Raw genomic sequence first — 8,935 nt, 5'->3', positions numbered from 1 at the left:
AATGATCAAATCTTTATTTAGACTCTCTTTACGCATGGTCACAGGTTTTGTTCAAAGTCTGATTAAACTTTGTGGATTAAATTGGACCGCACCAGATTACAGTACGCTTTGTCGAAGACAAAAACATATTGATATTGCGATTAGCTATCAAAAAAGTAGTGATGGGCTACATCTACTCGTCGACTCAACTGGCTTAAAGTTTCTAGGTGAAGGTGAGTGGAAACGTAAGAAACATGGACCTGAATATCGTCGCCAATGGCGTAAGCTTCATATTGGCATCGATGCTGAAACCTTGCAAATACGTGCAGTACAGCTTACTACAAATAATGTGAGCGATTCGCAAGTACTCGGTGATTTACTTGCTCAAATTCCCTTAGATGAACGAATTGATTCGGTCTATACCGATGGTGCTTATGACACGAAGCACTGCAGACAAGTCATTCTAGATCGAGATGCACATGCGCTCATTCCGCCAAGAAAAAATGCAAAACCATGGAAAGATCAGAAATTGAGATCTTTAGAGCGGAATGAGTTACTGAAAACAGTTAAACGTTTAGGAAGAACGCTTTGGAAAAAATGGTCTGGTTATCATCGTCGAAGTTTAGTTGAAACCAAGATGCATTGCATCAAACTATTAGGTGATAAATTAACAGCAAGGAGTTTTTCTAGTCAGGTGAATGAGATTCATGCACGCATAGCCGTATTGAACAAATTTACAGAATTAGGTCGTCCTCATACCCAAGTTGTCACTTGAATTCTGTTCAAATGAGCAGAGTGTTATCTTTTAAATCTTTGTGCAACAAAGCCGTCCTGAATTTAAACAGCAAGCGATTGATTATGCACTTTCAAACTCACACGAGCCTATAGCTGCAATCGCCCGGAAATTAGGTGTGGGTTATTCAACTTTAGATAAATGGATTCGTGAAGTAAGCGTCCGCTGAATCCCATACCAATTTTTAATTCGATTTAGGTTTCCAGCAGTGCGGCAGCAGTTCTTCAATTTGGGGCACTTTGTGTGTCGGCAGCTTTTGCAGCACATCACTTAAATAACGACAACTCGGTATTTCCATGAAAACCTTATCAAATTGATACAAGAAAGCAAAGGTTGGGACATTAGCAGGAACACAACAATTTTTGCCCGATCTCGTTGCTCTACTCGAAGAAAACAAGAAATTCAAACAACAACTCAAAATTGCTGAAATGGAAAAAGAATTTCTAAAAAAAGCGGCAACTGATGTGTCCTGTTTTTTCAGCACGCCTCAATAATACAGTGTCGCGGAATGCTAATCTGCCCAATTATATAAACAATATTCTTCAGTGGCTTGAGCCAGCCTTCTTATCCCCTCATCAATTTTATCTGCACTGATTGACCCAAACCCTAAACGAAGGAAATGTTTGTGTTTGTGATCATCTAAAAAGAAAGACTGCCCCGATTCAATGAATACGCCTAAATTTGCGGCATAATGAGACAAAACCGTAGTATCAATATCTGCTGCGGTATCAATCCAACATGCTGAACCACCATTCAAAGCATAAGGTTTCCATGTTGGAAGATATTGTTTTAATGCCTTATTGAGTATTTCACCCCGTTGTCGGTGTAATTGGTGCTGACGGCGTAACATGCTATGGTAATAGCCTTGATCGATAAACAAAGCAAAGACACGTTGATTGAACACATTTGGATGTCGTAACATCAGACGGCGTAAATGTCGAAGTTCTTGTATTAATTCAGGTGCGGCAACGATATATCCCAGACGTAACCCAGGTGCCAATGGCTTAGATAGACTTCCAAGATAAATGACTCGTCCATGTCGATCTAAACTTTTTAGCGCGGGGATCGTTGTATTTTGCACTAACACTTGAGCATCATATTCATCTTCAATAATAATGCTGTCGTTTTGTTCTGCTAACTGCAATAAATTTTGTCGGCGTTGTGGAGACATGGTTACTCCTGTTGGACATTGTCGCCCTGGTGTAACAAATAAATAATCACACTCATTTGCCCGAATTAAAGTCACCCCCTCATGATCCACGGCTAAAGGCACAATATGCTGGGTCTGTAGCAAAAATATATTACGTGCATCTGGATAACCAGGTTCTTCGACACCAATCACATGATTCTGCCGCATTAATAACATCGCCAACATATATAATCCATGCTGACTCCCTACGGTTAACAAGATTTCGTTCTCTTGAGCCATGATGCCTCGCGTGGGCAAAATATGCTGCCGGATTGCATCTATGAGATAAGCGTCGTCCCCCTGTTGAGTAATATCTTGTGACCATATTGAGGCATCTTTTGCAGATAAGGCACGTAATGCACATTCCCTCCAAGCCGAAGCAGGAAAGCTTTCCGCATCTGGCTGACCATAAATAAAAGGATAGGAATAATTCATCCAATCACTTGGTTTAGTTAAATGCCTTTGTGCTGAAGGTCGTATATAAAAGCGAGCACCCCAGGTCGTCGCTTTTGATGTAGTCCGAATGGTTTTGCTCTCACTACTATCAATCTGGAAATTTAAACAGACAAAATGTCCACTCCGCTGTTTAGATTCCAAAATTCGCTCAGCAACCAATTGTTGATACGCAATGGTGACCGTATTTCTACCAACACCCAGTTGATCAGCTAAATCTCGGCTAGAAGGTACCGCCATACCTGGTTTTAAATAACCTTGTACTAAAGCCGAAAACATCATACGGCAGATTCTGCCTTGTAAATTCAAACCACTCTGTGCCGTATTAGAAAATAATGCCTGCCAAACTGTAGCTGAAATTACTGAACTCACTAATCAATCCTTATATCTGTGCATTGCTGCAATCAATTTTGATGCTTTCCTACTCAAACTGGTGCAAAGCTCATAGTTTCAGTCCACTTTTAAGCTAAAACTGGACTTACTCGATATAAAGCAAAAGGCATTCCACCATCAACAATTTAAACTAATTTTTAAAAAACAATAATTTAAATATATAAACCACTGGATCCATCAAAACTTTAAATCTGGTACTACACCATATTTCACTATTTCCGTAAATTCAATTCTACAGCTAAATAAACCTTATTTTGGAGCAATACAAATGCAGCAAGCAAAATTAATCCAACTACTTACGGATTTTTCTACAGCATGGAATCAACATGATGTCGAAAAACTCATGGCATGCATGCATCCAGAATGCCGTTTTGAAACTGTAGCTGGTGAGGATGTTCATGGAACCCGAATTGAAGGCTTAGATGCTGTTCGTCAAGCATTTAGCAATACCTTCAAAAGTTTTCCAGATGCTCAGTGGCGAAACGGTAAACACTGGATCAGTGATAATGCTGAATTTGGTATTTCAGAAACAACCTTTACTGCGACAACTGCTGATGGTGGCTGGATTGAAGCCAATATGGTTGATGTCTTTACATTTAAAGATGGAAAAATTCTCGTCAAAAATGCATTCCGTAAAAATAGACCTGTTCAAGCAATCGCGTAAGGAGTCTTTCAATGAATCAATCTGTCCAACATGCAAGTTCATTTCGCGAACGCCTAGAACCGCATAAATCCATACCGACACATAGTTTTAAAAGTTACAACTCACAATTCGACCCTTTAACCGCTCCTGTCCTATCAGGCAATGAAAATTATGCACCAACTTATTGGGTCGGCACAGCAGGTACGCCACCCGAAGATGATGGCCCATTAATGGGTGACACTGAAGCGGACATCGTCATTATTGGTGGAGGCTTCACTGGGCTATCTACAGCACTAACACTGGCTGAACAATTTGGTGCTGCACCACTTGTCCTTGAAGCAAACCGTACGGCGTGGGGCTGTCCCAGCCGTAATGGAGGACAAGGTCAAAATGCCTCGGGTCGTTTGTACCGATCACAATGGATTGAAAAATGGGGATTAGACACCGCCAAACGTCTTGATGCTGAAATTCGGGAAGGTTTTGATTACTTTAAAGACCTCGTGAGCGGTATTGAATGTGATGCTCAAGATGGTGGACATCTTTATATTGCTCATCGCGCAAAAAAAATGGCTTTCCTTGAAAATGAAGGTCGAGTCATGAAAGAGATTTTTGGTTATCAGACCCGTATGTTGAACCGTGAGCAACTGCATGAAGAATATGTTGCTGATCAGGAAGCTGCAGGTGCTTTGCTGGAACCCGATGGAGTTGGCATACACCCCTTAAAACTGGCTTTTGGCTATTTAAAACGTGCCCGTGCTGCTGGTGCCAAAGTACACACTTCAAGTCCAGTGCTTGGCTGGGAAACGCACAACGGTATCCATTATTTACGCACCCCAAATGGCATTGTCAAAGCAAAACGTGTGGCTGTTGCAACAGGTGGTTATACCCCAAATGGCTTACACCCGCATCTTTCTGGAAAAATCATGCCGATTTTATCCAATTCTATTGTAACGCGTCCTTTAACTGCGGCGGAGCGTGCTGAAGCAGGCTTACACAGCACCACATTTATTACCGATACTCGAACTTTACGTCACTATTATCGTCTACTCCCTGATGGATCTATGCAATGTGGCAGTAGAAGCTCCTTAACGGGTGCGGATGCGGATAATCCAGTCCATCTAGAACGGTTAAAAGAAGGCCTTTACCGCAAATTTCCAAGTCTACGTGGCATACCTATTGCTTATTCTTGGTGGGGTTGGGTCGATGTGAGTCATGACATGATGCCTCGTATCGTACAACCCAACTCTGAGGAAAGCATTTATTACGCTATTGGTTATGGTGGTAATGGTGTGTCTTTCTCCGCAATGGCAGGACGCCGTCTCGCAGAACGTGTGATGGGAATACAACGCCCTCAATTTGAGCTTCCGATTTATCAATCCCCTTTGCCTTCACATCTGTTTCGACCATTTCGTCGACTCGGGCAAGCATTGTTATATCGCTGGTACCACTTAAGAGATGAAGTGCTTTGAGTGCACATTCAATCATCTGCAATGATTCGGTTATAAAATTATAAGAGGGAATCCATCATGTATGATTCAGATTCAAATCAAAGTTTAAAAAGTGCTTTAAAACCTCGTCATGTCCAAATGATGGCACTCGGTGGTGTTATTGGAATGGGGTTATTTGTGGGTAGTTCTGTAGTGATTCAATCTGCAGGTCCAGCCGCCATTTTGTCCTTCCTGATTACGGGTGTATTAATTATTTTAGTGATGCGGATGCTGGGTGAGCTAGCAACCGCCTCTCCTGTATCAGGCTCCTTCTATGCATATGCACGCCATGCTTTCCAAGATTCGCCTTATTTATCTCGACTCGCAGGCTTCATGACGGGATGGATGTATTGGTACTTCTGGGTCATCGTGATTGCATTAGAAGCGATTGTCGGTGCAAAACTCTTTGCTTATTGGTTACCTGATACACCGCAATGGATCGTCAGTCTGGTTTTACTCGCCCTATTAACAGCAACCAATTTATTCTCCGTAAAATCCTTTGGTGAATTCGAATTTTGGTTCTCATCTATTAAAGTTGCTGCGATTGGTCTTTTCATTTTCCTTTGTTCTTTATATATGTTCGGTCTTTGGCCAAACCATCAAGCCGCTGGATTTGGTGAATTGTTAAATCATGGTGGCTTTATGCCAAATGGTTGGGGACCAGTATTATCGGGCGCTGTTGCTGCAACTGGATTTTACTTTGGCGCTGAGATCGTCACAATTGCAGCCGCTGAAACTAAAGACCCTGAAAAATCTGTTGCCAAAGCGACTCAATCCGTGATTTCTCGCGTCCTGATTTTCTATGTTTGCTCTATTTTATTAGTGGTCTGTATTGTCCCTTGGGACAGTGCAGAAATTGCGACACCTTACGTAAGTGCGCTAAAAGTATTGAATATTCCGTTTGTTGCGGACATTATGAATGTTGTGATTCTGGTGGCTGTACTCAGTTGCTTAAATTCTGGAGTTTATGCTGCAAGCCGTATGTTGTTTGCTTTAACCCAAAATGGTGATGCACCTCGTAGCTTGACCAAACTTTCAAAAAATGGTGTTCCAATTCGTGCCATTCTATTCAGTACATTATTTGGTTATTTCTCAATTTTAGCTTCATACTTCTCACCAGATGCTGTATTTCCTTTCTTGGTCGAATCTTATGGAACTGTAGCCTTATTTGTCTATATCGTGATTGCATTCTCTCAAATCCGTTTGCGTCGCCACTTAGAACGTGTTGCACCTGAACGTTTAAAAGTTCGTATGTGGTGTTTTCCATACCTGAGTTATTTTGCAATCATCGGCATGCTTTCAATCTTTGCTGCAATGGCTTTTATACCTAGCCTTCAAAAAGCATTCTGGTTCGGCATCGCAAGTGCAGGAATTCTATTCTGTATCTTTATTATTCGAGATTATGTAGAGCTAGTTAAATTACGTCATCAAAGTACTCAACTTGATGTGCTCATCCCTGCCAAACAAACCAAAATTTAATCCTCAAATACACTGACCTGTACTTTGTGCAGGTCATCCTCGTCTTTAGGAAATCACACATGCTTTTAAAAGATAAACTTGCAGCTTTCGCAGTAGTGTTCATATGGGGTATTAACTTTTATTTTATGAAAGTTGGCGTCAGTGAGATACACCCTATGCTCCTCGGATGTTTACGCTATCTACTGGTTTTATTGCCTGCCCTCTTTTTCATTCGTATTCCAAGCATCGGGTGGAAATGGTTATTACTTTATGGCTTTATTAGTAACTTTTCTCAATTTGCATTTATGTTCAGTGCAATTGCGACTGGAATGCCTACAGGTCTAGTCGCTTTGGTGGTTCAATCCCAAGCATTTTTTACTGTCATGATTGCAGCATTTTTATTACGTGAACAAGCCATCTGGAACCAGTGGTTGGCCATAGCGATTGCCTTTATGGGCTTAATGCTGATTGCATTCGGTCAACAACATAGTCATGTGCCATTAATGGGGCTGGCATTGGTTTTATGCTCTGCAATTTCATGGGCCTGTGGCAATATCGTAGTCAAAAAAATGGGGCCTGTTAACCCAATTGGTCTGGTCGTATGGGGCAATATTCTTACCCCTTTATGGTTTTTACTTTTAGCGGTACAAAATATTGGCTGGCAAGGCGTCATAGCCGATTGGCACGCGCTGACATGGAAAGGATTTGGTGCTGCAGCATTTCTCGCTTACTTTGCCACTATTGTCGGATATGGCTTATGGATCTACCTACTGACACGTTATCCTGCTGCTAAAATTAGCCCATTGTCACTCTGGGTACCTGTTATAAGTATGATTTTTGCCTATTTATTTTTAGATGAACAATTAAATACTTTGCAGTGGCTGGGTTCTTGTATTGTTATGCTGGGTTTAATGGTGCATTTATTGGGGCAAAAAATTCAATCACACATCACTTCACGTAAACTTGTCCGAACAACATAAAATAATTAAATAAGAGGCTTAGGAAGTTAAGCATATAAAAAAGTATGGTAACTTCCTTAGGCTTTATTGCATAAATATTTTGAAAGTTACTGATTTTTAATGTTTTTGTTGAATTTCAATAAAAATAAACATAATAAAATTATAGTGTTAGGTATTTGTGCAACAAAGCCATGTAGAGCATTAAATTGAAATTGATTTTTTCTATAGTTTCTTTAAAAATGAATGTATAAAAAATATATGAACTAAAGATTACTACTGTAATCTTTAGTTCCGTAAGTGTCCGCTAGCGAATCCATTTAAATACAAGCTAGTACAATTAAACAATTAACAAATCTTTCTCGATGTCACTTTCGGCAGCATAATTTAAATATTTAGAGCGGATTTATCACTTATAAAACTGAATTGAGTGGTCTAATTAACGGAACCACATCATTTTAAGTTTATGTATAAAAGTACGATTTTCACTTACTAGTACTTAAATAATCACCCCACCACTGCATCATTTCAGTCCGTTGAGCTAAATAGTCAGCATGATTATAGCTGGCACGGGTACGGTTCTTATCAATATGTGAAAGTTGTGCCTCAATCCAATTATCTTGAAACAAACCTGAGTCATTCAAAATGGTACTAAAAGTGGAACGTAGTCCATGAGAGGATAATTGATGTTTGCCATAGCCCATCTTACGAATAGCCATATTTAATGTATTGAAATGAATCGGTTGATTGTGTTTCCGAGGGCTTGCAAAAATATATTTTTCACCGTATGACCATTGCATGACGTCTTTTAAAATCTCTAAAGCCTGATCTGAAAGTGGTACTAAAAAGTCTGGAATCTCATGCCCTAAAATGACTTTACGTCGAAACTGTTTAATATGCAAGGCAGGAATTTTCCATATTTTTGCATTTAAATCAAAATGATGAGGCTCAGCCAATAACAATTCAGCCCCTCGCACTCCAGTATGTAATTTGAACATTAGTGCTTTTTTAATAATGGGATGGGTATCCAATTTTTGTAAGTTATTCTTAAATTCGGATATTTCCTCCGCTTTTAAATACGGATAGTTCTTCTTAATTTTACTGTTGATTACAATTTTATTTAAACCATGGGCGATATTGTATTCACAATAACCCATCGCTACAGCGTAGTCATAAATTTGGTTCAAATAACTACAAGCTTTCTTGACAGGTTCTTTTACTTGGCGTCCCTCTATTTTTTTGATTACTGAAACCAGGTCATAACGCTTGATGTTTTGAAAAGGTAAATCCTGAAGGTCTGGATAAATATCTTGCTGTAAGCATCTTTCTGCTAACTGTAGTACACCACAGCGGGGTAGATCGTTGAAGGCATTTTTCAGTTTGAACTGTAACCACTCCTCCCCGACCTTACCAAAGGTGATGACATTAGAGGCAGTATCATGTTCAAAACAGAAATCATTGTCTTTAAAGTCATCTCTGACTTGTCGTGCCTTTTTCAGCGATAAATCAGGATAAAGACCTAGCTGAATGCGTCGACGTTTTTTAGTTTGTGGATCTGTATAGCGATAGCACCAAGATTTTCTT

Annotated in this window: 7 protein-coding genes and 2 pseudogenes; 7 read left to right on the top strand and 2 right to left on the bottom strand. The window is 40.0% G+C overall.

Features of this window, described 5'->3' with window-relative positions:
- From J500_RS16115 to J500_RS17255, 3 genes and pseudogenes are all read left to right on the top strand, one after another.
- Nucleotides 1-754 (top strand): IS5-like element ISAha2 family transposase (locus J500_RS16115; RefSeq protein WP_000597506.1); only part of this gene is annotated, 754 nt, incomplete at its 5' end.
- A 40-nt stretch (nt 755-794) separates the two neighbouring features.
- Nucleotides 795-932: pseudogene (locus J500_RS16110) on the top strand (transposase); the annotation flags it as partial.
- A 118-nt stretch (nt 933-1,050) separates the two neighbouring features.
- Nucleotides 1,051-1,233, top strand: a pseudogene (locus J500_RS17255) (IS3 family transposase); the annotation flags it as partial.
- A 50-nt stretch (nt 1,234-1,283) separates the two neighbouring features.
- On the opposite strand, the gene J500_RS16100 reads toward J500_RS17255, so the two are convergent.
- Complete coding sequence (locus tag J500_RS16100; RefSeq protein WP_004992200.1) at nt 1,284-2,786, bottom strand: PLP-dependent aminotransferase family protein; 1,503 nt, start codon at nt 2,784-2,786, stop codon at nt 1,284-1,286.
- A 289-nt stretch (nt 2,787-3,075) separates the two neighbouring features.
- Between J500_RS16100 and J500_RS16095 the strand changes: the two genes are divergently transcribed.
- From J500_RS16095 to J500_RS16080, 4 genes are read left to right on the top strand one after another with little or no spacing between them, the layout of a single operon-like run.
- Nucleotides 3,076-3,471 (top strand): nuclear transport factor 2 family protein, encoded by a 396-nt coding sequence (locus tag J500_RS16095; protein ID WP_004992199.1) that lies wholly within the window; start codon nt 3,076-3,078, stop codon nt 3,469-3,471.
- 11 nt (nt 3,472-3,482) lie between these two features.
- Nucleotides 3,483-4,919, top strand: coding sequence for an NAD(P)/FAD-dependent oxidoreductase (locus tag J500_RS16090; protein WP_034700576.1), 1,437 nt, complete (start codon nt 3,483-3,485; stop codon nt 4,917-4,919).
- A 57-nt stretch (nt 4,920-4,976) separates the two neighbouring features.
- Entirely contained in the window at nt 4,977-6,416 is a 1,440-nt protein-coding gene (locus tag J500_RS16085) for an amino acid permease (protein WP_004992188.1), read from the top strand.
- Nucleotides 6,417-6,475: 59 nt separating this feature from the next.
- Complete coding sequence (locus tag J500_RS16080; RefSeq protein WP_004992183.1) at nt 6,476-7,375, top strand: EamA family transporter; 900 nt, start codon at nt 6,476-6,478, stop codon at nt 7,373-7,375.
- 461 nt (nt 7,376-7,836) lie between these two features.
- On the opposite strand, the gene J500_RS16075 is transcribed toward J500_RS16080, so the two are convergent.
- Nucleotides 7,837-8,935 (bottom strand): tyrosine-type recombinase/integrase (locus J500_RS16075; RefSeq protein ID WP_034700574.1); only part of this gene is annotated, 1,099 nt, incomplete at its 5' end.

Origin of the sequence: Acinetobacter sp. 479375 (assembly GCF_000581715.1) — a bacterium.
GTDB lineage: Bacteria > Pseudomonadota > Gammaproteobacteria > Pseudomonadales > Moraxellaceae > Acinetobacter > Acinetobacter ursingii.
Note: the sequence above shows the minus strand (reverse complement) of the source record. Positions and strands in the feature narration are given on the sequence as shown.

Bases quoted from the DNA above. Each gene is read 5' to 3' on its own strand.
- J500_RS16085 (WP_004992188.1), top strand. From the start codon at position 4,977: ATGTATGATTCAGATTCAAATCAAAGTTTAAAAAGTGCTTTAAAACCT.
- J500_RS16080 (WP_004992183.1), top strand. From the start codon at position 6,476: ATGCTTTTAAAAGATAAACTTGCAGCTTTCGCAGTAGTGTTCATATGG.
- J500_RS16095 (WP_004992199.1), top strand. From the start codon at position 3,076: ATGCAGCAAGCAAAATTAATCCAACTACTTACGGATTTTTCTACAGCA.
- J500_RS16090 (WP_034700576.1), top strand. From the start codon at position 3,483: ATGAATCAATCTGTCCAACATGCAAGTTCATTTCGCGAACGCCTAGAA.